Below are 24327 nucleotides of genomic sequence, written 5' to 3'. Positions count from 1 at the left end.
ACAGCATAAAAAAATTTATGCTGTTTCACAACTAACAAACCATTACGGCATTAAAACCGTGTCTATAACATGAATCACTCCATTTGACTGATTGACATCAGCTATCGTAATTTTAGCATCATTGCCTTTAGCATCCCTTGCAAACAGATCTTTTCCTTTTGTCCAGAACGTTAACTGCTCGCCCTCTACAGTTTTCATCATTGCTTTTCCGCCATTCGCATTTACGGCAGCCATAATTTCTTTAGCATTGAATTTCCCGGCAAGAACATGATAGGTCAGGATTTTAGTCAGCATTGCCTTGTTTTCAGGCTTTACCAGGCTTTCAACCGTTCCTTTCGGAAGTTTGGCAAATGCCGCATCGGTAGGAGCGAGTACAGTAAAAGGTCCTGCCCCCTGTAAAGTTTCCACCAGCCCGGCTGCTTTTACCGCAGCTACCAGCGTTTTATGATCTTTGGAGTTTACTGCGTTTTCAATAATGTTTTTGGATGGATACATTGCGGCACCGCCAACCATTACCGTTTTTTCTTTCGTCATTTGTGCAGCTGCGTTACCACTGAATGCGAATGATAAAGCCACCATTCCTAAAACTGCGATTTTTGATCTTGTATTCATTATTTGATTTTTAATTTATTTATTAATTTGAAATTCTGTTGTTATATTCATTTACGAGGATAGTTTCAATTCAGATTTAAAATTTTTAATATTATTTTTAAACAGCTAACTGTCAGTGGTTTATTTTTATGATTTATGGTTGTTTCACAATTTTAATTTGATAATTATCAACAGCAGCGTATTTATTTTGAAGAATAATAAACAAATGTTTAATTTTATTGAATTGTTTAAAATTATTGCGCTTCTGTCATACTTGTTTAAAATTTCATTATATTTGAAAAGAAAATTATTCGCTATTAAAACAAATTATTCGGAAGAGCAACTTATCGTTTTACTACAACAAAAAAACGAAAATGGTTTTCATTATCTGTATGACCACTATTCCGGTGCGTTATATGGTATTATCTTCCGGATCGTTCAGTCAAAAGATTATACCGAAGACATTATTCAGGATGTATTTGTAAAAATATGGAATTCTATCCATCAGTATGATTCATCAAAAGGAAGGTTTTATACCTGGATGATCAATATTGCAAGGAATACCGCCATCGATTATTTAAAGTCGAAAGGCTTCCAGAATGAACTTAAAAACCAATCTCTTCCTGATTTCGTATATAACTCTGCAGAACTTTCAACGACCAATGATGCTTCGGATTTTATCGGGTTCAGCAAAGTACTTGAAGGTCTGGATGTAGATAAAAAGGAACTTATTGACCTGGCGTATTATCAGGGATACACCCAAAATGAAATATCCGAAAAACTGAAAATCCCGCTGGGAACCGTAAAAACCAAGATGCGGAATGCACTGATGAAATTAAAGGATTTGTTAAAAGATTATCAATAAATTGAACACTAAAGAATACATATCATCCGGAATTATAGAATCTTATATTCTAGGTCTTGCCTCTCCAGAAGAAGCAGGTATTTTGGAGTGTGTGATGAAGAATAATACTGAAGTAAAAGCTGCTTTTGACGAAGCACAGAAAATAATGGAAGACCTGGCTACTGCTCAGGCTGTGACGCCTCCCGAAAATTTGAAATCAAAAATTTGGGACAGGATTCAGAAAGAGCAGACGGCTGAAGATCACCCGCCGGTATTTTCCAGGGATACTCCTGCTGCAGAGCCACGGGAAGAAATCAGGATACAGCGTACCGCCAACTGGAAAGCCTATGCCGTTGCTGCGATGGTCTTATTCCTAATCAGTATGGCCGGAAACCTGTTCTGGATGAATGACCAAGCTAAAATGAGAGAACAGCTGACTGCAATGAAGACCGACAAGCAGTCCCAGGACCTGGCCATGCAGAAAATGAATCGGAAAATGGAAATGTTTACTAATCCTGAAATGAAAGTTGTGATGCTGAAAGGGGTTGAAAAACATACCGGATCCAAAGCAATGGTATTCTGGGATAAAAAAACAAAAGAAGTCTATGTAAATGCGGAAAGCCTTCCTAAAGCTCCCGAAGGCATGCAGTACCAGCTTTGGGCTATTGCCGACGGAAAACCGGTGAATGCAGGAATGTATACCGAAGATAAAGACAGCAGGATAGCCCTCGCCAGCATCCCTGATGCACAGGCCTTTGCCATTACTCTTGAAAAGCAGGGAGGAAGCCCGGCCCCGACCATGGAGAACATGTATGTCATGGGAGAAATTTAATCTGAATATTTAAAATAAAAATAGAGGAAGATCAGCTGTAAAGCTGGTCTTTTTTATTGTTTTAAATTTTGATTTTAGAGAGACATTAACCTTAAATAAAGTAAAATTCTTACCTTTAAGTTCATCAATCATTATTTTATGGAAAAACGAATAATTAAAAATACCGATCTCTCAGTAGCACCGATTAATTTTGGCGGAAATGTTTTCGGTTGGACACTGGACGAGAAACAGTCTTTTGATATTTTAGATCAGTTTACACAGCGAGGCTTCAACTTCATCGATACTGCTGATACCTATTCCTGGTGGGTCAACGGGAAAGGCGGGCAATCGGAAGAAATTATCGGAAAATGGATGAAAAGCCGCGGAAACAGGAACGAACTGGTTATTGCAACAAAAGTCGGCTCTGAAACAAAAGAACACGGGCATGACATCAGCAGAAAGCACATCTTGAAATCTGTGGACGAATCTTTACAGCGTCTCCAGACCGATCATATCGATTTGTATTACACTCATTTTGATGACAATAAAACACCGGTTGAAGAGACTTTGTCTGCTTATGATGAAATTATAAAGGCGGGGAAAGTGCGCTACATCGGTGCCTCTAACCTGTCTCCCGAACGACTTAGGGAATCCTTTGAAGTTTCCCGGAAACATAACCTTCCGCAATATGTGGCCCTCCAGCCGCATTACAATCTGATGGAAAGGGAAAAGTTTGAGACTCAGTATGCTCCTTTAGTTAAGGAATTTAACCTCAGTGTTTTAACCTACTGGTCTCTGGCATCAGGTTTTTTGACCGGAAAGTACCGTGATGAAGATGATTTGTCCAAGAGCCAAAGAGGAGAAGGAGCCATGAAATATTTAAATCCCAAAGGGCTTGAGGTCCTGAAAGCTTTGGATCAGATCAGTTTGGACCATGATTCAGATCCTGCCACCGTAGCATTGGCGTGGTTATTGGCCCAACCGCTGGTAACGGCTCCTATTGTCAGTGCTACCAGTACCTCACAGCTGAAAACATTATTTGCAGCTCCTCAGCTGGAACTCAGCAATGAAGATATCGAGCTTCTGAATGCAGCAAGCCGGTAATTGCTGAAACGTATTAAAAAAATCCGTTCAAAAATATAGTTTGAATGGGTTTTTTATAGATAGATTTAAAATTTTAATCAGAATATTCTTTTAACAGCTGTCGGTAACTCATCAGGATGGTAGACTTTGAAATAAATCCGATAAAGGTATTCCGCTCATTGACAACCGGTAAATTCCAGACTCCGGTATCATCAAACGTCTGAAGGATTTCCAACGGTTTATTTTCAGGGTGAAGCACGGCCGGCGGTGCTTTCATGATCTGAATTATGGTGGCTGAAATTTTTTCATTGCTGAACAGGTAAGGGCGGATATCATCCAGCGTTAAAATTCCCTGTAATATTTTATCATCATCAACCACGGCAAAAATATTTTTGCTGCCGTTTTTGACCAATTCGAACAGGTCCGTAATGGGCGCGTTCTGATGGATGACCTGCGAATACCGGTCAATAAAATCTTCTGTTTTCAATGAAAACAATAAATTAGTGTCATGCTTATCAGTAAATATTTTCCCCTGATCCGCCAGTGATTTAAGTTCCGGGGAAATGGGGGAGAACCATTTTGCAATCAGATAGGATATAATGGCAACAATCATCAACGGAATAAAAAGGTCATATCCGAAACTTGATTCCGCAATCAGGAAAATGGCGGTTAAGGGCGCATACATGACCCCGCTCATGGCTCCGGCCATTCCTACCAGCACCAGATTGGTAACGGGAACTTCTTCAAAACCGATCTGCTGACAGATAATGGCAAAGAGATATCCGACAGTTCCGCCTGCAAAGAGGGAAGGGGCAAAATTCCCTCCGTTCCCTCCGCTGAAAATGGTAAATGACGTTGCAAAAGCCTTCAACAAAAGAACCAGAACAAGGAAAATAATAATAGTGAAATTCTTGATTTCAAAATATCTGAAAAAACTGTTTTCTATAATGGTATGAGTATTCCCATTGGTAAAAGCCTTTACCGTATCATAACCCTCACCGAACAAAGGCGGAAACAGGACGCAGAGCATGGACAATACAGCTCCGCCGAACATGGCTTTTCTCAGCGGGGACATTTGCAATCCCTTGATAAAATGTTCCACTTTCTGAGAAATAATGACAAAATACCGTGCATACAGCCCCGTAACAATTCCCAGAACAAAATAATACGGAAGATTCCTGTAATTAAATGCCTCCCTGGTATAAAACCTGAAAAGGACATCTTCCTGAAGCAGGATCCTGGATAATAGGCTTCCGCAGACCGCTGCCACCACCAAAGGAATAAAATCGGTAAATACCACTCCTGTAAGCAGGATTTCAAAAGCGAACATTATCCCTGCAATCGGAGCATTGAAGGCTGAAGCAATTCCTGCAGTGGCACCTGCTGCCAGCAGCAGTGTACGCTCCTTATAACTCAAACGGTAGGTCTGGGCATAATTTGAGCCGATGGCTGCACCCGTTACGGCTATCGGGCTTTCAAGACCGGCAGACCCTCCGAGACCCACCGTAACCGCACTCTGCACAATCTGTGAATACATTTTGACGGAGGAAACAACACTTGAATTCTGTGCAATTTCATACAGGATCGCTCCGATCCCTTTCCTGTCCTGGCCTTTGAATATCGTCATAACGATCATCACCGTCAGTACAATTCCTAAAAAAGGAAAAATAATATAAAACAAGATCTGATATTCAAAATGAACCTTCGTAGTAATAAAATGATGGATATTATGAACCAGAGTCTTCAGCAATACGCCTGCCAAACCTGCCGTACACCCTACAAGGATCCCGGAAAGTACCAGGAACTGATTCCTGCTGAGTCTGTTGTTCAGCCAATGAAGGATAAGTTCATAACTGCGCGCCTTTTCAAGTCCGTATTTCTGGAAATCTCTTTTAAACTTTAGAAAACTGAGAAACTTTTTTTTGTGATGAATATTCACCTGTCTGAAAATTTATACTGTAACCGAATTGCCGCAGTTCCGTAAATTTATGAAATATATCATGAATATTAAAATTACTGATGCTCACCGGTGTCTCTTTTCGGTCTTAAAATTAACCGGATCGAAGGATTATTGGTGATAAACAGCCTCAGCCAGTTAAAAGCAAGACGAACCTTGCTTCTGAAAGTAACCAGTGGTATAATATGAATGAAAAGCCAGGTGAGCCATGCCGTAAACCCTTTATACGAAAATTTCGAAAGGTCTACAACGGCATCAAACTTTGAAATAATTGCCATGCTTCCTTTATTGTTATATGAAAATGGCTTCAGTACTTTTTCATTTTCAATCCTTTTAAAATTTTCTGCTAAATTGACAGCCTGCTGTATGGCAACCTGCGCCAGCTGCGGATGGCCTTTCGGATATTTTTCTTCGGTAAGCTGTAAGGCAATATCTCCCAATGCGTAAATATTGGCCATTCCCTGAACTTTATTGTAAGCATCTACCAGCAATCTTCTGCCTTTCCCGATACTTTCTGCAGCAATTCCCGGTACTTCGCGCCCGATCACGCCGGAAGTCCAGATCAGCGTTTCCGTTTCAATGGTTTTTCCATCTGCTAAAATTACTTTTTTATCTACATAATCTTTTACTGCAACATTCAGGAGGATTTTTACCCCAAGCTTTTTAAGCCTTTCGTAAGCTGCTTCCTGTGCCATTTTACTCATCGGCGACAGAAGGGTCGGAAGGGCATCGATCAGGTAAATATTGGAAAGTCCGAGTTTGATTTCAGGATATTCCTTTTCGGCAATATATGTCCCCATTTCTGCGATCATTCCGGCAAGTTCCACACCTGTAGGCCCGCCGCCGGCAATCACAATATTCTGGAGTTTCTGGGCTTCCTTTATATTTTTGTTACGGGCAGCTTCCTCAAGGGTCAGCAGCATATGATTTCTCAGGTACAGCGCTTCGTCGATGGTTTTCATGGACAGTGCGCATTTCTGTACATTATCCATTCCGAAGAAATTGGTTTCCGTGCCCAGTGCCAGCACCAGGTAATCATATTTAAGTGTTCCCGCATCCGTTTCAACGGTATTGGTATCATGATCAACTTTCACAAGGCTTCCCATATGAAAACTGACGTTTTTATAATTCGAGATCATCTTACGGAACGGGTAACTGATATTGGATGCTTCGATAAACGAAGTAGCCACCTGATAGATAAGTGGCGGAAAAAAATGGTAGTTATTTTTGTCAACTAAAGTAATACGGAAACGGTTGTCATTAACCATAGATTTAACAAGGTTAATGCCTGCAAATCCTCCGCCTACGATAACGATATGCTTTTTCATGAAGTATGATATTGAAAGGTGTGTTACAATGGCTTCAAGAATAACGCCAAAGCGGGTTATGTGGTAGATTTTACGGTTGCGAGGCTGTATAGGGTTTATACAGAAATTACTTTCATTTTCTAAAAGTCTGATTATGATTGATCAAAATTTCACGGCTGCTTACCAATGCTTAAGGTTAAAAATCATTTTAACTGCACGATGTTTGCACTTTGTATGAAACCAAAATTTTAAACAGGACGATATGAAAACAGACATTTTAACAGAAAAACACAGACTCGGATTGGGCGGAGTAGCCATCGGAACCGCTTTTGAAGCCCTGACAGACGGAGAATCTTATGAAGTTTTGCAGAAAGCATGGGATCTGGGTATCCGGTATTATGATACGTCACCGTGGTACGGGCTGACTAAAAGTGAACGCAGATTCGGGAATTTTCTTCATGGGCAGAATCGTGACGAATTCGTTTTTTCAACAAAAGTAGGAAGGCTTTTTACCCCGGTATCCGAAAATGAAGTGCCGCCGACCATGTGGCAGGATCCTTTATCTTTTGATTTTGAACACAACTACACCGCTGATGCCATAAAAAGATCCGTAGAGGAAAGCCTTGAAAGAAGCCTGCTGAATCATATCGATATTGTTTATGTCCATGATTTATCCGAAGACCAGGTTGGCGACCGTTACCCTTATTTTTTAAAGCAGGCCAGGGGAGGCGCATTCAAAGTCCTTTCGGAATTACGGGATCAGGGTGTCATCAAAGCATGGGGAATGGGAGTTAATAAAATTGAGCCTATTTTAGATTGCTTGGACTCAGCCGATCCGGACATTTGTCTTTCAGCAACCCAGTATTCTATCCTCGACCATGAAGAGGCGGTTGACCGGCTGCTTCCGGCAGTGAAGAAAGCAGGTGTAAAGCTGGTTTCCGGAGCCGGTTATAATTCAGGGTTCATCAATGGCCGGCCGAGATACAATTATAAAGATGTAATCCCGAAAGGAATGATGGAGAAACGTGACAAAATTAGTGAAATTGCAAAAAGATATGGAATCAGTATCGTAGATGCCGCGCTTCATTTTGTACTCGCAGCCGATGAATTTGCCTCTATTATTCCCGGAGCCAGCAAGCCGGAGCAGGTGGCAGACAATGTAAATGCCCTGCATCAGGATATTCCTTCAGATTTCTGGAGAGAATTGAAATCGGAAGGTCTTATTTATGAAAAAGCACAAACGCCGGATTAAATCGTATCGGTATAACCTCAAATTCAACAAGATATTTTTGTTGAAATACAATATTAAATATCCTTAGAATAAAAGCCCGGAAAATAGATTCCGGGCTTCTTTTTTTATAATATCACTACCTATGTAGTTATTTGTTATATTTGTGCCTTTAAAAATCTCGATATTTAATAACAGTTAATCAATAAAACATGAAAAAATTAATTACGGCATGTTCTCTGGCAGCCGGTTTATTTCTAACTTCCAACTTTGTCAGTGCACAGCAGAAAATAGGTCACGTTAATTCCGATGATATTTTTTCCAATCTTCCTGAAGCAAAAACAGCAGAAGCTTCTTTGGATGCTTTCACAAAAACCAGACAAAGCGAAATTGAAAAGCTGATCACGGCTTATCAAACCAAACTGAAAGCAGCTCAGGATAAAGAAAAAACGATCAGTGAAGCCAATAAGGAAAGCGTGATTAAGGAATTAACCCTTGCACAGACTGAATTGCAGACTTTGGGTAAAGATATAGAAGCAGCCCGTACTAAGGCAGCCCAGGATGTCTCAAAAAAACAGTCTGAACTTTTCGTACCGATCCAGAAGAAAGTAAGCGGCATGATTTCTACAGTAGCGAAGGAAAAAGGACTGGCTTATGTATTTGATGTTGCTTCTTCACAGGGAAACAACAGTATTGCCTATACTGACGGAGGTGAAGACATTACCCCGGCGGTAAAATCAAAATTAGGTGCTGTTGCGGCAAAGCCGGCAGGTAAATAATATATTAAAATAAGTATTAATATCAGATTAAATATGGGTATCATATTTAAATCATAATCTTTTATAAATATTCTTAAGATGATGATCTTGTCCATAGGTTTCACCTTCTCAAGATGAACCTGTTTATCAAAATAAAAAGCTGGAAAATAAGAATGTATGTCTTCCCATTTCCAGCTTTTATTTTTTAAGTTTTACACTGTACTAATCAAGGGGTCTACGGCCCGATATAAGATTGTATAGAACCACAATAATTGCAATAACCAGCAATATGTGAACTAAATTACTTGTGCCTATCCCAGGAACGATATTAAGCATTCCTAAAAGCCATACTATAATACAAATAACTGCGACTAACCATAATATACTTCTCATGACTAAAAAATTTTAATGTTGTTTGATTAGTGTTATACACATATTGTGCCTTTTTTTTAAAAACATGATAAAACAGGTACCACAAATTAAAATATGAGTAGTTTTTTGTAATAAAACTACAGATCATTATCAAAGTACATGGAAGTAAAGTAAAGCCTTTTCAATACCGTGATGGTCTACATCCTCCGTTACATAATCAGCAATTTCCTTTACGTGATCATTTGCATTTCCCATAGCAATACCTATTCTGGTGCACTTCAGCATGGTAATATCATTCCCTCCGTCTCCGAAAGACATGGTTTCCGAAAGATCAATTCCAAAATGCCTGCAGAAATATTCGATCCCGTTCTGTTTGGTAATTCCCTCGGGGTTAACATCTGCAAATAAAGGGGTCCATCTTGAGCTTACGGAATTAGGCATTACATTTTCCATAAATGTTTTTTCATCATCCGGTCCGAGAAAGATATTGGCCTGAAGAACATTTTCCATATCGATGTAATCCTGATTGTGAACCGGCGGAACCGGAAGATTGACATGCGCGTACATCCCGACGACTTCAGGAGTAGCATCATTAATTTCCACCTTGTCTTCATACATCAGGGAATAGCTTAAAGGATGATTCTGTGAATAGGTGACTAAATTTCTTATATCTGCGGCATCGATAGCTTTCTTAAACATAATTTCCCCTTCACTGGTTATACAGTATCCTCCGTTAAACGTAATAAAACCGTCAAAGGAAATATGCTTGATATGGTCGAGGGAATTAATGGAGCGCCCTGTGGCTACAATTACCTTAATGCCTTTTTCGCGGAGCTGCCTGATCGCATTCTGTGTTGATTCGGGAATCGTAGTGGTTTTGAAACTTATAAGCGTACCGTCAACATCAAAAAATACAGCCTTTATATTAAAATCCTGAGTGGAATTCATTTTTGAATGTTTTCATTTGATTTCTGTTATGGCAAAAGTACGGACAAAGTTTTATTAACCTGTTGAGCATATGTTTAAATTTATCTTAAAAATGCCTGATCTCTATTTTCCTGTATAATATTTATGAATCATTAATATTTGCCTGTATAAGGTATAATTCTTGTAAGACTGTAATACACCAAAATAGGTATTATGAAAAATCAAGAAGAAGCATCTGTATTAAATGATCTGCTGCACATTACCAATGACAGGATAGAAGGATTTTCCAGAGTGGAGGGCAAAGTATGGGAAAACTATCCTGATGTAAAGGCAGAATACGCCCGTCTGAATTCTCTCGGAAGAGTAATGAAGAATGAACTGATTAACCTCATTCAGGATGACGGCGGAACCCCGGAAGATACAACTACTGCAGCAGGCGCACTCCACAGGGCATGGATTGATGTCAAGAATTCCTTTACCATAGGCAATACCGAAGAATCTACTATAGAGAATGTGATTTTTGGGGAGAAAGCAGCCATTGATGCTTACCAAAGTGCCATAGACAGCGGAAAGCTTTCCGGGGACAGCCTTGATATTGTTTCTGAGCATTTAAAACACATCAAGGATTCTTACCACCAGTTTAAAAGAATGACCGAATATAAAAAATAATAATTCAGGAATTTTTTTGCTTAACCTGTTACAATATTACTAACCGCTCTTTTTTAAGGGCGGTTTTTGAATATAGACAAAATACAGTTCCTTTAAAAAAAAGGGTTGCTTCACTGTAGTGAAGCAACCTTTAATAAAATAATGTAAGAGCCTGTTTAGATTTTATTCAATAATAATTTTATGGCTGATAATTTGACCATATTTTCAGAAGTTTCCATCAGGAGTTCATAATTTCTGCATAGTCTCCTGTCATTATCAAACCATGAAAAAGTACGTTCAACAATCCATCTTTTATGAATGGGTTCAAACTTTTTATCTTTTTTGCCACTGCGCATAACGATTTGAATGGTGTACCCAAACTTAGCTTTTATTTCTTCAACAATATCTCCCCGATAGCCTCCGTCCGCCAGGATTCCCTGAAGCGGGATCAGCAAATATTGCAGCATTTTCATTAGTAATACCGCTGATTTACTGTCATGAATACTAGCTGCCCCTACCATAACAGCTAACAAGAATCCATTTTTATCTACGACTACATGTCTCTTGATTCCTTTTACTTTTTTGTGTCCGTCGAAGCTATTTAATGAACGGTTATTTCCCCATCTTACACTCTGACTGTCCATGATGCCCAGGCTTGCTGTAGCTTTCTGACCTCTTTTTACCCGAACCTTTTCCCTTAGTTTTGATAATAGTAAATCGAAGGCTTCCAGATTAGACCATTTTGAGTAATAATAATATACCAATTGCCATTTAGGAAAGCCGGAAGGTAAGAGTCTCCATTGGCAACCTGTTTTTACCAAATACAGAATGGCATTCCAAATGATATGTAAATCATATTTCCGCTTCCGGTCATCAAAATCTAATACTTTTTTTATAAATTGCCACTGAGTTTGGGTTAAGTCTGTTGTATACATTGATATTTTTTGTTTTGCAACTCTAAAATGGCAATTTTTATTCAATTTCTTTCCCCTTACTCTTTTTTATTATTACTTTTTTAAACAGGCTCTAAGCAATGAAATATTATTTTGCTTTGCTGTTAAGGTTCGTATCCGCTACTTTGGTTAAGAGTTTATCACATTTTTTCTCTTCATTTAATGTTTCTAATAGATGTTTAAGGCATTCATCCTCTTTTAAAACCTTTGCAAAGGCAGCTAGTGTTCCGTAGGTAGCAATCTCGTAGTGTTCTACTTTTTGCGCTGCCGCAATAATTCCTGCATCTCTTACTGTTCCGGGTTCGGTTTCTTCTATGATGCTTTTTCCCTCATCCAGCAAACCCTGCATGGCATCGCATTTTTTTGCCTGGGCCTTTTTGCCTATTGCTTTAAAACATGCTTCCAGCCTGTCTATCTGGTTTTCCGTTTCAGAAATATGATTTTTGATAGCACTTTTAAGTTTTTCATCGGTCGCATTTTTCATCATGGTAGGCAATGCTTTTACCAATGCTTTTTCTGCCCAATAAATATCTTTTAATGAATCTTCAAAAAGATCTTTAAGTTTTTTGGCAGCGTCTTTTTTAGCAGGTGTTTTGGCTTTTGCTTTTACCGCCGTCTTAGCTGTTCCGGATTTAGAGGCCGTGGATTTGGATGTTGCTTTTTTTGCAGGTCTTTTAGATTCCATAATAATTATATTAAGTTGTTTTGATTGCCGGTGAATCTGCAACTATAAGACCATCTTTATTTAAATTATCCTGATGTGGTATCAAAAAGTTACTATAATGACATACGGATCCTGAAAAGAGGCTTTCCCAAAAGGCTGGCCGCTTCAAAAAAAAGCAACAATAGAGTATAAAACAATATTGCTTTTTTGTATAATTTAAGATTATTTATTTAAAGTTCAGGAGCCCCTCGGCAAGGAGTTTCCACTGTATTTTAGAAATCCCGAACATTCCGCCGAAAGCAATTAAAAAATTTCTGATTTTATCCATAAACCCGGCATTCAGATTAGGACGTTCATTACGGCCATACACCCCGACTTTCAGAAGATTTCCTTCTTTGGAAATCATAATGTTCGATGTGGCTGCACTGTTGTAAAAATGCGCGATACGGCCTTTCGGCTTATTGGGTTCTTTGGAGGGCCTGCAGATCATCAGGTAAGACTCGTAATCTTCAGTATGCCTGTATGACAGATGTTCGATTTGCACCCAGTCGTAGCCATTGGCCTCTTTATTTCCCGGACCCGGAATATCAATCCTTATAAAATCTCCCTCTTGGGGAATCCGGTTAATAGCCTGCCCGGAATGGTCATAATGCTTAAATTCAGCTGCAGCCTTTTTAGTATAGCTTTTCCACTCATTGATCGAAAAAAAACGGGTTTTCAGAATATTGAACTTTTCATTTATTTCTGAAGCATTGTATTCTTTGGTACTTTCACTATCATGAAATCCTCCGACTTTCTGTAAAGGAATTCCGGGGATGTGTTTCGGTTTCATACTGTTATTGATGTAGGTGTAATAACAAAGATAAGGTTCTGAAGTGAAAAACCGTTATGAGCAGGATCACATTAACAGGATATCCCGAATATGGCCTGATTATAATCATAGATTTTAAAAATTTTATTTACGAAATTAGGGCATGTCATCCATTTCATTACAGTATCGTCTTTCGGATCCTAACTAACAGGACTGTTATTTATTTATCATGATTTAAGAAAATGGATTCATCATTTGCAGTGAACTGCAAAAGCTGAAGCTGTTTATTAAATGTAGGATGAAAAGCTATTAAAAGTATTTAACGGGTTCTATAGAGCTATGCTATAGAAATAAAATGATGACAGAAAATGAACGGAGTAATTATTCAGTATTTCCATTGGTACCATACCGGTAATCTTTGGAATGAGTTTGCAGAGAACGCAGAATATTTAAATAGATTGGGATTTACCGCGGCATGGCTGCCGCCGGCTACCAAATGCAGTCAGGGAAAAGAGGGAAGGGGCTATGATGTATACGACTTGTATGACCTCGGAGAATTTGATCAGAAAGACGGCATCCCTACACGCTACGGAACAAAAGAAGAATATCTTCATGCCATCGAAAAAGGCCACCAGGCAGGGATGGCCGTATATGCCGATATTGTTCTCAACCACCGGATGGGAGCCGATGAAGAAGAGCAGGTTACGGTGCATGAAGTAAACGGAGAAGACCGGAATGAAGTTATTTCAGATCCTTTGCAGGTTTCTGCATTTACAAAGTTTACTTTTCCGGGCCGGCAGGGAAAATATTCAGATTTTATCTGGGATCACCAATGCTTCAGCGGGATAGACATCGTTAAGAAAGATGATACGGTACTTCACGGTATTTTTAAGATTCATAATAAATACGGTACGGACTGGACCGAAGCGGTAAGCCATCAGTTCGGCAATTATGATTACCTGATGGGAGCAGATGTAGAGTACAGGAATCCCAAGGTGATCGGGGAAATGAAAAACTGGATCAAGTGGTATATGGAAACCACCAAGGCAGACGGAATACGGCTTGATGCTCTGAAACATCTTTCTTCTGATTTCCTTAAAGAATGGATTACTTATATTAAAACAGAATTAAGCCCGACTGTTTTGTACTGGGTGAGTTCTGGAAAGACAAAGCTGAAAAACTGGAATCTTTTTCAGATAAAATGGAGGATATAATTTCCTGCTTTGACACCCCTCTGCATTATAATTTCTTTAAAGCATCTGAAGAGGGAAGAGCTTATGACCTTTCCCGAATATTAGAAGGAAGCTTCCTGGAAAAAAAACCTACACTTTCAGTCTCTTTCGTAGAAAACAATGATACCCAGCCGCTGCAGTCACTGGAATCTTCGGTCCATACCTGGTTTAAGCCTTTGGCATACGCCATCATATTATTATTAAAGGATGGATATCCCTGTGTTTTTTATCCGGATCTCTTCGGAGCGGAATATAGCGATGTAAAAGACGGTGAGTTAATCAGAATCACATTGCCGAAGATAGACGTACTGCCTAAATTATTAAAGGCCAGACAGCATTTCGCCTATGGAGAACAGGTTGATTATTTTGACCATCCCAACTGTGTTGCATGGGCAAGGATGGGAAATAAAGAAAAACCGGGCTGTATTGTGATTATTTCCAACGGTGATGAAGGCTCTAAAGACATCAATCTGGGAAAAGATAATGCCCATACCGCATTTAAAGATTTTTTGGGCCATAGAAATGATGAAATAACAACAGATGAAAATGGAACTGCGAAATTCTGGGTCGATGGAAATTCAGCGAGTGTATGGATAAGATCAGCAGTTATAAATGAATTCAACCTAACAGGACATGACTGATTTATATAAATACACAGGCAAATCAATACCTTATTTTGATTCGTATGCTATTGAGTATGATTGAAAAGCAATATAGAACTGAATATATTTCAACAAAAAGTGAATACGGCAGACGATTTGCATAGAATTTCTGAAAATCACACACCTTATCACAAAATATTTTAGTTTATGAAATTTAAATTTTCACACCTGATGATCGCTTCATCAATGATTTTAGCAGGATGTTCAGAAACGATTGATGAAAATCCGTCAGATCCGGAAACAGATACAGGGCTTCCGCCGGTAGAAACCAACCCGGCCAATACCGGCTATGCACCGGCATTTGCCGGACAGACCCGGGTGAATGGAGTGAAAACGTCAACCCCTTATAAAATCAGTGTTTTATCTTCGGCATTATCTTCCCCCTGGGGAATTACCAATTTACCTGACGGAAGATTACTCATTACCGAAAAGGGTGGAACCATGCGTATTGCAACCGCCACAGGAACCTTAAGCGGTCCGGTCACCGGACTTCCGGCTGTTAATTCAGCAGGGCAGGGTGGCTTGCTTGGGGTATGTGTAGATCCGCAGTTTTCCACCAACCGGATGATCTACTGGGTATTTTCTGAAAACGTAGCCGGAGGGAATCAGACTTCGGTTGCCAAAGGGAAATTATCAGCCTCGGAAACAGCCGTTGAAAACATCACTGTTATCTACAGGGCAAATCCTGCTGCAAATGTAGGAAGTTTGCATTACGGGGGACGAATTGTATTTGACAACACCGGAAACCTGATGATCAGTACAGGTGAACGTTCGGATTTATCCACCAGGCCGCTGGCACAGTCGGTTACTGCAGCATTAGGAAAAGTCGTACGCATTACCGTAAACGGGCAGCCAGCAGCTGGAAACCCGACATTTACCCAGTCAGGGGCTTTACCTGAGTTATACAGTATGGGACACAGAAACCCGCAGGGCCTTGCCATTCATCCGATTACGGGAGAATTGTGGGAAAGTGAGCATGGACCGAGGGGCGGAGACGAAATCAATCGGGTTCAGGGAGGCGCCAATTACGGATGGCCAACCATCACATACGGAATTGAATACAGCGGCACAGTGATCGGTAACGGGATCCAGCAGCAGAGCGGCATGCAGCAGCCGGTATATTACTGGGATCCTGTAATTTCACCAAGCGGAATTACTTTCTACAAAGGAAATAATATCCCGGAATGGCAGAATAACCTTTTTGTAGCGGCGTTAAGCGGAAAACATATTGTAAGGCTGGTCATTAATAACAATGTGGTTACCGGTGAGGAAAGATTACTGGCTGACCAGAACCAGCGTTTCAGGGATATTACACAAGGTACGGACAGCGCATTATATGCTGTAACGGACGAAGGCAGATTATTCCGTATTTCTAAACAATGATTTGTTCATCATATAATTAAATAATAAAAGCTTATCTTATGATGAGCTTTTTATGTTTTGAAAATAAGCTATTTATAGAGCGATGGTTTCAGCATTAAATTCTTAAAATACATCCAATTTAACATAATATAAATTATAAGACTTTTCATAATCGGAATAATCTGAAGATAGTAGCTGTTATTTATAGAGATAATTAAATCTAGATCATAATTATAAATAAAAAGTTCAGCAGCAGACAAATGGACTGATATGGACTGATCTAAAATAATTATTGCCAAGTTAAATTACTTCATTTAAATTTGATTCAATGGAAATATAATCATCATTTTAAAATATTAGCTATGAATAAGAAAGAACTGAGTACGGAGCAATCTGAAAGCCTCTTAAGCATTCTTAAAATACGTTTTGAAAAAAACATGGACCGCCATGAAGGTCTGGATTGGAATAAGATTCAGGCTAAGCTTGAAAAAAATCCGGGAAAGCTTTGGTCCTTGTACCTAATGGAAATTACAGGCGGTGAACCGGACGTTACCGATTTTCAAAACGATACAGACGAATATATTTTCTCCGACTGTTCCCCGGAAAGCCCTAAACGAAGAAGTCTCTGTTATGATTACCCGGCCTGGGAATCCAGGAAAGCCAATCAGCCTGAAAGTAATGTTATTGATAAAGCTTCAGGAATGGGAATTGAACTCTTAACTGAAGACCAGTACCGAAGGCTTCAGGAACTGGGAAAATTTGACCTGAAAACTTCAAGCTGGATAAAGACGCCTGAACACATTCGTGAACTCGGAGGAGCTCTTTTCTGTGACCGCCGGTATAATACCGTTTTTACCTATCATAACGGTGCTGATTCCTATTATGCAGCAAGAGGATTCCGGGGCCGTCTGAAGGTTTAATTCTGATAAACAAAAATATTCCGGTTATATTATGTTAAATCCATAGGTGAAACTATGGACAATCTTATCTGATCTAGGTAAGTTTTGTTTAATTTACTGTAAATTTATCTTCTTATAAGAATACAATTATTATTTTAGCATTATCAGATATAAACAAACATAACAACTAAAGGATATGAAAAAAGTAATTTTATTAAGCTCAGTTGCTGTTTTGCTGCTGAATTGCAATAAAAAAGCAGAAGCGCCTGTACCGGAAGCCGCTTCTGCAGACACAACAGCTACAACAGAAAAGGATATTGATACCCTCGGCGCAAAATCTTCCTGTTACATGGATGTAACAGGTAAGGATACTGTTTTTGCCAGCATTGATGATAACCTTGGGACCCTAACAGGGAAGCTACGGTATAAAAATTATGAAAAGGACAATTCAAAGGGGACTGTAACAGGCTTTAAGTCAGGGGATACTTTAAAACTTACGTACGAATTTCAGTCTGAGGGTACGACCAGTAAACGTGATATTTATTTTCTTAATAAAAATAATAGGTTAACCGAAGGAATAGGTGAACACAAAAATGACAATGGACAGATGAAATATGCAAACGAAAGCAAAATCAGCTATAAAGAAGGTCAACAGCTTAAGCCGGCTGACTGCGCTCTGGTTACAAAAGCACTGAAATAATAAAAACAGCACCCCTGGATTTTTTTTTAACTCCCCTACTTCCTGATAATCAAGTATTTATATCAGTAATTTTTAAAGTTAAGCTTAATAAGGCTGATTTCCGCCCTTATTTCCGTTTAGCATTACCAATGCATCAAAATAAAAATTCAGCGGGATTTAAGCCTTATAAAAAACAGCCTTAGCGGCTGTTTTTATGCTCTTGGGAGTTCATCTTTTATTATTTTTATGAGGCTGCTAACCTTTTCATCACCGGTATTCCATGACGTAATAAGCCGGATAGCCGAGAAATTATCATCCATTTTCTTCCAGATATAGAAATCGAATTGACAGGACAGCTTCTCAATGAGATCATTGCTCAATATCGGGAAAATCTGATTGGTATAGGTATCTGAAAGGAACCGTACTCCCCTCTCTTCCATTGCCTTTTTAATTTTCATTGCCTGTTGGTTGGCATGCCTGGCCAGGCCGAAATACAGATCGTTTTTCATCAGTTCCAGAAACTGGATGCCCAGTACTCTGCCCTTTGCCAGCAGCGCGCCTTTCTGTTTGATATTAAAAGCAAAATCCGGCTGCAGTTCCTTATTATTAATCACAATGGCTTCCCCTAATAAAGCTCCGTTTTTGGTACCTCCCAGATAAAAAATATCCGTCAGTTCTGCCACTTTTTCCAGTGTAAGATCACTGATCTCGGCGGTCAGTCCATGCCCTAATCTAGCACCGTCCATAAAAAGGAACAGTTTATTTTCCCGGCAGAACGCAGAAAGCTTTTCCAGTTCATTTAAAGTATAGATTGTTCCCAGCTCCGTAGAATTCGAGATATAGACCAGTTTCGGCATCACCTGGTGCGGTATATTCCTGTGGCCCTCGAGAACCGGGATAATATCTTCCGGCATCAGTTTCCCGTCTTCTTTTTCAATGCTCAGGATTTTGTGCCCTGTCGCTTCAATAGCTCCCGTTTCATTGTTTAGGATATGTCCCGTGGATGCTGAAACCACACACTGGTAAGGTTTTAAAACAGAAGAAATAACAATTAAATTAGCTTGGGTGCCGCCGGAAACAAAATAGATGTCGGAATCCTGGTTATTGATTTTTTTCCGGATTAGTTCTTTAGCCTGTAAAGAATACTGATCCTCCCCGTAACCTGCCTGCTGATCGAGATTATGATCTAAAAGTGCCTGTAAAACCTGAGGATGGCAGCCTTCCGAGTAATCGTTCTTAAATGAAAATTTCATCCTGTAAAATTAAAAAAAGTAAAATGAACAGGCATCCATAATTCATAATATTTTGTTAGATTTGTCATGAAAAACATCTAACATTTGAAAGCAACACTTACAGAAGAAAACTATCTGAAGGCTTTGTTTCACGTGGTCGACCGGGAAGGCAAGGTCACGATTAATGAACTTAGCAAATTTTTATCAGTGAAAATGCCGAGCGTCAATAACATGATGAAAAAGTTTGCAGAAAAGAAATGGGTTATCTATGAAACCTACAAACCGCTGATTGTTACGGAGAAAGGAAGGCGTGAAGCAGCCCTGGTGGTAAGAAAGCACAGGCTTACAGAAATGTTCCTGGTTAAAAAAATGAATTTCGGCTGGGAGAACGTGCATGAAATTGCAGAACAACTCGAACACGTCCACTCCACTGTTTTCTTTGACAAGATGGATGAAATCCTGGATTATCCCAAATTTGACCCGCACGGAGAGCCCATACCGGATAAAGACGGAAATATTATCGCTCAGGATTTACAGAAGTTGAGCTCATGCCGGCTTGGAGAAACGGTTATTTTCACTTCTGTAACGCTTTCTGACGATTCTTTTCTCAATTATCTTACGGAACGGAATTTATTTTTAAATAAAAAAATCAAAATTATTAAACTGGAAAGTTTTGATAAATCCATGACGGTTGAAGTAGACGGAAAGCAGGAAATCCTGAGCCGAAAAGCAACGGATAAAATATTGGTAAAAAAATAAATCTGATCTTACCTGATCTGATGGATTACGGTAAACTGCTTTTGAGGATTTCTGAAACCCGCTCCATTTCTTCCGGCGTATTGAAATAATGCGGTGACAATCTCACGATACCGTTGATATTTTTACGGGTAAAATCAATCAGAGCTGAATTTTTATAAGTTAATGAAAAGAATATGTTATTTTCTTTCAATACTTTCTGAACAGACTCAAGATTTCCGTCCGGGCCGGAAAAAGTAATGATGCTGCTCAGGCGGTTCCCCAAATCCCATGTTTTAAAACCGGCATTGTCAATATTCCGTCTTAATTTCCCGGATAATATCGTATTGTAATCTTCAATATTCTGTAAACCGATGCTGTTCGCATACTGTAAAGCTTTGGTAAAACCAAGCATTGAAGCATAAGAAACTTCCCAGTGCTCAAATCTCTTGGCCGTCGGTAACAATTGATAATCATTATATTCTGTCCAGTCGGCCCCTCTCATATCCAGAAGCAACGGTGCATAATCCTGTGCTAAAACCCTGTCTGAAATATAGAGGAAACCGCTTCCTCTGGGACCGCGCATAAACTTTCTTCCTGTTGCCGTCAGAAAATCACATCCTATTTTTTCAACATCAACGGCCATCTGGCCAACCGACTGGCACGCATCTACGAGATACAATACCTCATACTGCCTGCAGATTTTCCCGACACCTGCAACATTCTGAATCAGCCCTGAATTCGTAGGGATATGGGTAACGGCAACCAATTTGGGATGATGTTTTTTGATTAAGTTTTCAAAATCTTCCAGATCCAGTTCATGATCCGGAAGGTTTTTCATTCTGATGATATTGACTTTTAATTTCTTCTGTAAGGAGAGAAACGTTATCTGATTGGAGATGTAATCATCATCTGTTGTGATGATAAAGTCTCCTTCTTCAAACATAATGCTTGACAATGCTTTTACAAATGCTTCCGTAGCACTCGTTGCAAAGGCAATATTATCAGGCTTACCGTTGATTAGCATGGCAGTTTCCGTATAGAACTGTTCCAATAACGCTGCATTTCTGCCGGCCACTTCATAGCCTCCGGACTGTTCTTCCTGATGCAGATAATCGGTCATGGAATCTGTGACGACGTTTGGCATTAAAGAAGACCCGGCATTGTTCAGGAATATTTTACCGTCAGCTAAACCTCTGGTCTCCTGTCTTATCTGATTGATGTCCATTTTCAATTGTTTTTACTGAGCATGGGAGAATTTCATGTAATTGATGAAAGTTAAATCTGCTCTTTTTATCATTAAAAAGCAAAATCCCGAATACAATATCGGGATTTTTATAGATGAACTTATATTTATTAATCTAAAACGCTCCAGCCCCTTTTCGGATTGTTGTTTGACGAAACCTCCTGTTCGTTCACAATGATATTTTCTTTTCTCTGGCCGATATAATCGAGCTCGCTCAGTTTGGAGAAAATAATTTCAAGGCTTCTCAGCATCTGCTGAATATAAAGCAGCGGTTCCCCGCAGTTATGATGGTCATAATTGGTTTCTGCGACCACGGAAAGCTGGTTCAGCAGCGTATGAGGTGCAATTTCACTCCACTCTAGACTGTAGTTCAGCATTTCTTCCAGTTCTGCCGGCACCAAAACCTGAGTGGCATTGTATAAACGGAGTGCCAGTTTCGCAAAAGATTCGATTAAAAATACGGGCGGCTGATAAGGCGTGATATTTCTGAACTGGAAATACATATCTCCGAATGTATTGACCATGGTGTTGCACAGGAACTTTACATTCTGGGCCAACGCTGTATTCTGATTTTTATGCGATGCTTTCTGAATAATCTTGAAAGCATACTGTTGCAGGTTTCCGACGGATTTTGCAAAACTGTTGTAATAATCCAACAATGCCGGATGGCTCTGTACCGATGTGCACGGCGGGATAAAATTGGTATCTACCTGTGCAATATTTCCTTTAAAATCTACTTTGCCGATAATCAGATAATTCCCTCCGGAATAACTGCTGTTCAGGGAAGTTACGGGCAGCAGTTCGATATGATGGTTAGGCTGCGTGTTCGGATGGCGCGGCGGAAGCTCCTCCGGGTCAATATCTCCGAACGGAACCTTGTCAAACGGATTTACAGAAATCAGGATATAATATTCTCCGTCAGCCTGTTCTTCTTCCATTGATTTGGCTAATGATTTTACGCTTACCCTACGGTCGTTCAGTTCTATTCTGTATCCTGCCATAGTAACGGCCGTACAGTGTTTGATCACAAGCTGAACGTCATTAGTTGCGGTATTATGAACATCAAAAATACTTCTGTCCGTAAACTCCTTTGAAATAGGTAAAAGTCCGTAATTATACATGTTGATTCCAAGTGAGCTGGAATCTCTGATGGTGTCAATTAAAAAATTATCCTGATCATTAAGATGTCTCTGGGAAACTTTCATCCCGTCAACCCAATTGATGGCAAAATGCTTGATAGGCTGTATCATATTCAATATTTTTAAACGGTGGTCGATTGTTGTTTTCTGATTCCTTCCTCTTCATGCTGAATCACTCTCTTGCAGATGACAACATCATTTTCTGCAATTCTGTTCTGGGTAATATCCTGATCAAAATCAATATATTTTCTAAAGCTGAAGAATGATTTCTTGGTATAAAAAATCCAGTAATAAGGCTCCTGTACCTGATCGGAAAGGTGAATGACGGAATTTGGGTTTTTATGGTTGTAATCATCCACAACCCGGTAGAACCAGTCTCCGAAGGTTACCCCTGTCGGTAATGTTTTGGCCTTTATTCTGAACCGGTTCGCATCTTCCAGATTTTTGCTTAATTCTACATTCAGGACCATTAAACGGTCAAAATCAGCGCCTTCGAAATCCGGAAGCCTCTGCTCGGGAGAGTACCTCCAGGTCTTGTAAATATCTACAGGGATGCTGATGAGCTGGATATAGCAATAATGAAAAACAAGAGGAACAGCAAAGACAAAAATGCTGGTTGCTGCCATAATGGGGTATCCTGCGCCTCTGCTGATCCAGTTGAAAATCAGATAAAACAGGTATCCCCCAAAACCTATGCAGGTCAGGGTAAGAACAGATTCAAACAAAACACTTTTAGTCAGCGAGGTAAAATGCTTTTTAAAATAGGTATCTGACAGATTTACGTGGATAATTCCCAGAATAAGATAAATGATCTGTGCAATCAGATACCAGTACGGATTGAAAAGATTTCTTGTAAAGCCGAAAATTCCCGGAAGGGCAAGGCAAAGACTGCACAGCAGAACGTAAATGATAATGGTTTTGATCTTAATCGCCGGTTTATTCCTCCTGATAGCTCCTAAAACAGCCATCATGATTACCGCAAATAAAGGCATCATAATATACCTTAAAAAGATTCCTTTTACTGAAGAAATTTCCATGTTTCTTTCGGTTAATATTTTTTATTGGTGAATGTAAATATAGTTAAAATTTTTACAGGAATGTAGAGTAGCCGAGCCGGCTCGCATTTCTTTCATCTAGATCCAGCGCAAAAGAGTATTCCTGCTTCTCAGTGATGAAGTTTTCTTCCACTTCCACATTGACAGGTAAAAAATAATCATACATAGTCTGCAGAACCTTCCGGAATACGTTTCCTCTAATGTACTTTTTCATTTCTTCATAAGGAATCGGTCCGATATTCACTACCCAGTTTCGCTGTCCGTCCATATGCCTTCCGCTTGGAATATAAGTTACGCCCAATCGGGAATTTCCCAACAGCATGGAATCATCCTGTTCTTCCACCCGGTCTATGACATTCGATGAAAAAGTAACTTTTACCGGGATCTGCAGGAAAGCGCTCATGCATCGCTCAAACCACTTCTTGTCTCCCCTGATCTGATGAAAAAAAGGTAAAATATAGATGAAGACATACGCATTCTGTTTATCCATCATCTTGATTAATGGCCACAGTTCACTGACGGTATTCAGCAGTGCATCGGTATCACTGGAGATGTCAAAATCATATTCTTTGAGCAGGGCACTGATTTCGGTAAAAAATATTTCCAGTTCAAAAGGCTTGAAAAATTTCCGGGCGTCCTCTTCTACCCTTTTCTGCTTCCTGATTTCACGGACTACGGTATCCACATTTTTTCTTGAAGCGCCCAATGAAGGCGGATGGAAAACCCCTTCCGGAAGGTAATCATAAATCCCTTCCCTGTACGTTTCTATCGTGAAAACTTCTTCATCAAACCCCAGGTAATTGCTCGAAATATTTTTAATATCCTTTAAATAAGCACGATCATTGATTCCGATCCGGTCAATAAATATATTGCTTACGGCTCTGTGATATTTTAAAAGGTTAACCGCAACAGCTTCCGCTTTGAAATCTGTCTGCAGCTTATTGTAATGCAGATCTACAATATTATTCTCATACATGGTGTTTGCAATGATTTTGGCTTGTAAAAATAATAGATTCCAGATGACTGAAAAATATTTTACTATTAATTTTTATTTTAAAAATACGAATTAATTCCATTAAAATTAACATTATCCTTTATAAATACTCAAAATATATTTTTTCATCAATAATGT

At 39.4% G+C, this 24327-nt stretch carries 25 protein-coding genes; 12 read left to right on the top strand and 13 right to left on the bottom strand.

Features of this window, described 5'->3' with window-relative positions:
- Window positions 1-42: 42 nt before the first annotated feature.
- Entirely contained in the window at window positions 43-612 is a 570-nt protein-coding gene (locus H561_RS0101730; RefSeq protein ID WP_027385437.1) for a fasciclin domain-containing protein, read from the bottom strand.
- A 274-nt stretch (window positions 613-886) separates the two neighbouring features.
- On the opposite strand from H561_RS0101730, the gene H561_RS0101725 reads away from it, so the two are divergent.
- From H561_RS0101725 to H561_RS0101710, 3 genes are all read left to right on the top strand, one after another.
- Window positions 887-1456, top strand: coding sequence for an RNA polymerase sigma factor (locus tag H561_RS0101725; protein WP_228372207.1), 570 nt, complete (start codon window positions 887-889; stop codon window positions 1454-1456).
- A 1-nt stretch (window position 1457) separates the two neighbouring features.
- Window positions 1458-2267 carry an anti-sigma factor gene (locus tag H561_RS0101720; protein WP_027385435.1) on the top strand — a complete coding sequence of 270 codons (810 nt, stop codon included), beginning with the start codon at window positions 1458-1460 and terminating at the stop codon, window positions 2265-2267.
- Between the two features lie 138 nt (window positions 2268-2405).
- Window positions 2406-3350 carry an aldo/keto reductase gene (locus H561_RS0101710; RefSeq protein ID WP_027385434.1) on the top strand — a complete coding sequence of 315 codons (945 nt, stop codon included), beginning with the start codon at window positions 2406-2408 and terminating at the stop codon, window positions 3348-3350.
- A gap of 73 nt (window positions 3351-3423) precedes the next feature.
- Here the strand turns inward: H561_RS0101710 and H561_RS0101705 are convergent, their stop codons facing one another.
- Together H561_RS0101705 and H561_RS0101700 are read right to left on the bottom strand one after the other, a co-directional pair.
- Entirely contained in the window at window positions 3424-5268 is a 1845-nt protein-coding gene (locus tag H561_RS0101705) for a chloride channel protein (RefSeq protein WP_027385433.1), read from the bottom strand.
- 74 nt (window positions 5269-5342) lie between these two features.
- On the bottom strand, window positions 5343-6614 hold the full coding sequence (locus H561_RS0101700) for an NAD(P)/FAD-dependent oxidoreductase (protein WP_027385432.1): 1272 nt from the start codon (window positions 6612-6614) through the stop codon (window positions 5343-5345).
- Between the two features lie 241 nt (window positions 6615-6855).
- Here H561_RS0101700 and H561_RS0101695 point away from each other — a divergent pair, with 241 nt between their 5' ends.
- Window positions 6856-7845: an aldo/keto reductase gene (locus H561_RS0101695; protein ID WP_027385431.1), complete on the top strand. Its 990-nt coding sequence runs from the start codon at window positions 6856-6858 to the stop codon at window positions 7843-7845.
- Window positions 7846-8033: 188 nt separating this feature from the next.
- Window positions 8034-8600: an OmpH family outer membrane protein gene (locus H561_RS0101690; protein ID WP_034761072.1), complete on the top strand. Its 567-nt coding sequence runs from the start codon at window positions 8034-8036 to the stop codon at window positions 8598-8600.
- A 201-nt stretch (window positions 8601-8801) separates the two neighbouring features.
- Here H561_RS0101690 and H561_RS23815 read toward each other — a convergent pair whose 3' ends face one another.
- Both H561_RS23815 and H561_RS0101685 read right to left on the bottom strand, forming a co-directional pair.
- Window positions 8802-8972, bottom strand: coding sequence for a lmo0937 family membrane protein (locus tag H561_RS23815; protein WP_155845711.1), 171 nt, complete (start codon window positions 8970-8972; stop codon window positions 8802-8804).
- 129 nt (window positions 8973-9101) lie between these two features.
- Window positions 9102-9899 carry a Cof-type HAD-IIB family hydrolase gene (locus tag H561_RS0101685; RefSeq protein ID WP_027385429.1) on the bottom strand — a complete coding sequence of 266 codons (798 nt, stop codon included), beginning with the start codon at window positions 9897-9899 and terminating at the stop codon, window positions 9102-9104.
- Window positions 9900-10091: 192 nt separating this feature from the next.
- Between H561_RS0101685 and H561_RS21900 the strand changes: the two genes are divergently transcribed.
- Entirely contained in the window at window positions 10092-10547 is a 456-nt protein-coding gene (locus tag H561_RS21900; RefSeq protein ID WP_051349272.1) for a PA2169 family four-helix-bundle protein, read from the top strand.
- A 155-nt stretch (window positions 10548-10702) separates the two neighbouring features.
- On the opposite strand, the gene H561_RS0101675 is transcribed toward H561_RS21900, so the two are convergent.
- The 3 genes from H561_RS0101675 to H561_RS23175 form a co-directional block, all read right to left on the bottom strand.
- Window positions 10703-11461, bottom strand: coding sequence for an IS5 family transposase (locus H561_RS0101675; protein WP_027385428.1), 759 nt, complete (start codon window positions 11459-11461; stop codon window positions 10703-10705).
- 106 nt (window positions 11462-11567) lie between these two features.
- On the bottom strand, window positions 11568-12164 hold the full coding sequence (locus H561_RS0101670) for a YciE/YciF ferroxidase family protein (RefSeq protein WP_034761069.1): 597 nt from the start codon (window positions 12162-12164) through the stop codon (window positions 11568-11570).
- A 205-nt stretch (window positions 12165-12369) separates the two neighbouring features.
- A complete protein-coding gene (locus tag H561_RS23175; protein WP_051349271.1) occupies window positions 12370-12975 on the bottom strand; it encodes a hypothetical protein in 606 nt (201 codons plus the stop codon).
- Window positions 12976-13322: 347 nt separating this feature from the next.
- On the opposite strand from H561_RS23175, the gene H561_RS24255 reads away from it, so the two are divergent.
- From H561_RS24255 to H561_RS0101645, 5 genes are all read left to right on the top strand, one after another.
- Window positions 13323-14168: an alpha-amylase family glycosyl hydrolase gene (locus H561_RS24255; protein WP_228372206.1), complete on the top strand. Its 846-nt coding sequence runs from the start codon at window positions 13323-13325 to the stop codon at window positions 14166-14168.
- Window positions 14156-14827, top strand: coding sequence for an alpha-amylase domain-containing protein (locus tag H561_RS24250; RefSeq protein WP_228372205.1), 672 nt, complete (start codon window positions 14156-14158; stop codon window positions 14825-14827). Before H561_RS24255 ends, H561_RS24250 begins: the two co-directional genes overlap by 13 nt.
- Before the next feature lie 168 nt (window positions 14828-14995).
- Entirely contained in the window at window positions 14996-16231 is a 1236-nt protein-coding gene (locus tag H561_RS0101655) for a PQQ-dependent sugar dehydrogenase (protein ID WP_027385426.1), read from the top strand.
- A 341-nt stretch (window positions 16232-16572) separates the two neighbouring features.
- The gene (locus tag H561_RS0101650; protein ID WP_027385425.1) at window positions 16573-17130 is read left to right on the top strand and encodes a DUF4256 domain-containing protein; all 558 of its coding nucleotides are present in this window, start codon (window positions 16573-16575) and stop codon (window positions 17128-17130) included.
- 175 nt (window positions 17131-17305) lie between these two features.
- The gene (locus tag H561_RS0101645) at window positions 17306-17809 is read left to right on the top strand and encodes a hypothetical protein (protein WP_027385424.1); all 504 of its coding nucleotides are present in this window, start codon (window positions 17306-17308) and stop codon (window positions 17807-17809) included.
- Window positions 17810-18000: 191 nt separating this feature from the next.
- Here the strand turns inward: H561_RS0101645 and H561_RS0101640 are convergent, their stop codons facing one another.
- Window positions 18001-19041, bottom strand: a complete 1041-nt coding sequence (locus H561_RS0101640) for a threonine aldolase family protein (RefSeq protein WP_027385423.1) — start codon at window positions 19039-19041, stop codon at window positions 18001-18003.
- Window positions 19042-19125: 84 nt separating this feature from the next.
- Here H561_RS0101640 and H561_RS0101635 point away from each other — a divergent pair, with 84 nt between their 5' ends.
- On the top strand, window positions 19126-19779 hold the full coding sequence (locus tag H561_RS0101635) for a metal-dependent transcriptional regulator (RefSeq protein ID WP_027385422.1): 654 nt from the start codon (window positions 19126-19128) through the stop codon (window positions 19777-19779).
- Between the two features lie 25 nt (window positions 19780-19804).
- Here the strand turns inward: H561_RS0101635 and H561_RS0101630 are convergent, their stop codons facing one another.
- The 4 genes from H561_RS0101630 to H561_RS0101615 all read right to left on the bottom strand — a co-directional run bounded on the left by H561_RS0101630 (window position 19805) and on the right by H561_RS0101615 (window position 24171).
- The gene (locus H561_RS0101630; protein ID WP_027385421.1) at window positions 19805-20983 is read right to left on the bottom strand and encodes an aminotransferase class V-fold PLP-dependent enzyme; all 1179 of its coding nucleotides are present in this window, start codon (window positions 20981-20983) and stop codon (window positions 19805-19807) included.
- A gap of 128 nt (window positions 20984-21111) precedes the next feature.
- Window positions 21112-22251, bottom strand: coding sequence for a hypothetical protein (locus tag H561_RS0101625; protein ID WP_027385420.1), 1140 nt, complete (start codon window positions 22249-22251; stop codon window positions 21112-21114).
- Between the two features lie 11 nt (window positions 22252-22262).
- Entirely contained in the window at window positions 22263-23177 is a 915-nt protein-coding gene (locus H561_RS0101620; RefSeq protein ID WP_027385419.1) for a TssN family type VI secretion system protein, read from the bottom strand.
- Window positions 23178-23229: 52 nt separating this feature from the next.
- A complete protein-coding gene (locus H561_RS0101615; protein ID WP_027385418.1) occupies window positions 23230-24171 on the bottom strand; it encodes a type VI secretion system baseplate subunit TssG in 942 nt (313 codons plus the stop codon).
- Window positions 24172-24327 lie beyond the last annotated feature (156 nt).

It is taken from the genome of Chryseobacterium gregarium DSM 19109, from assembly GCF_000430845.1.
Classification (GTDB): domain Bacteria; phylum Bacteroidota; class Bacteroidia; order Flavobacteriales; family Weeksellaceae; genus Chryseobacterium; species Chryseobacterium gregarium.
This window is presented reverse-complemented; position numbering and strand designations above follow the sequence as displayed.